Origin of the sequence: Methanocalculus sp. (assembly GCF_029762515.1) — an archaeon.
Lineage (GTDB): Archaea > Halobacteriota > Methanomicrobia > Methanomicrobiales > Methanocorpusculaceae > Methanocalculus.
Genome location: NZ_JARVGN010000557.1, coordinates 1 through 1,130, shown reverse-complemented (window position 1 = coordinate 1,130; position 1,130 = coordinate 1). Strand labels below are relative to the sequence as shown.

The 1,130-nt window shown below is 50.1% G+C and carries 2 protein-coding genes; one reads left to right on the top strand and one right to left on the bottom strand.

Features of this window, described 5'->3' with window-relative positions; all coding sequences use genetic code 11:
- Window positions 1-185 precede the first annotated feature (185 nt).
- Window positions 186-866, top strand: a complete 681-nt coding sequence (locus QCH34_RS13130) for a cyclase family protein (RefSeq protein ID WP_300334777.1) — start codon at window positions 186-188, stop codon at window positions 864-866.
- A gap of 54 nt (window positions 867-920) precedes the next feature.
- On the opposite strand, the gene QCH34_RS13125 is transcribed toward QCH34_RS13130, so the two are convergent.
- On the bottom strand, window positions 921-1,130 hold a 210-nt coding region (locus QCH34_RS13125), incomplete at its 5' end, for a hypothetical protein (protein ID WP_300334776.1).

The following is a 1,130-nucleotide window of genomic DNA, read 5'->3' as shown; positions in this document are numbered from 1 at the left end:
AATAACTAGAGATGTCGTAATTGGAAAAGGAAGCGTCATAGGTGCAAATAGTGTCGTTACGAAAAATATTCCTCCCTATTCTGTGGCTGCTGGAAATCCTGCAAAAGTGATCTATTCAAGATTAGAGAGAAAAAATAATGGTTGTTAAACAAATTCCCTTTAATTGTTGTATCGTATTTGAAATTATGCCCCTCCTCATCTCCCACCCTCTGCACCGCTCCGCGCCCCTCTACCCGGGCACCCCGCCAGTCTCCATCAGCGAAGTAAAGTCCATCACGAAAAGTGATTCCTCAAACACAAGCCTCATCACATTCAGCAGCCATAGCGGCACCCACATTGATCTCCCCCGCCACTTCTGCCCAAATGGTTCATCGGTAACTGATATCCTCTCACCTGAAACTCTCTACGCCCCCGTCTTCTGTATCGATCTTCCCATCAAAGGTGATCAGCCAATCACTCCAGACGATCTCAAAGAGCCGCTATCCAAGATCGATGGCATCAAGAATGCAGCTGCGCTCCTGATACGCACCGGCGCTTTCCGTCTCCTCGCAACCTCTCCTGATCTCTATGCCTCAGTCCACCCCTGGGCACACCCTGCGCTCCCCGCATATCTCAGAGAGCTCTGCCCGCAGCTGCAGGTCTTCGGGCTGGACACCATCTCAATCGCAACTCCACTGCACCGTGAGGAGGGTCGCGCCGCGCACCGGGCGTTTCTCTGTGGGGAGCACCCGATACTCCTGCTAGAGGATCTTGATCTCTCATCAGAGAAGCTGCTTAATGGAGCTTTCACACTCAGGCTTTATCCGATAGTGTATGATGATCTGGATGGTGTTCCGGTGATTGCGGTGGCTGAAATAAAAATTTGAAAAAACAGCAACCAATGACACATATCCCCTTCACCTAGTGAACGTAATGGCGCCTTATTGAAGTGAAACCTCAAAAACCTCACCCCACCGTCCCAGCGCGTACAAATTCCAGAAGTGCATCGCATTCCTCCCCTGCTTCATCTTCTTTCTTGAGGGGATTGTTTTCATCTTCGGGAATACTGCTCGCAGAAACTCATTTTCATCAATTTCAGATGCAACCGCATCATATAGCTCAGACTCCACCCAGCGCTGATAGGGCACCCC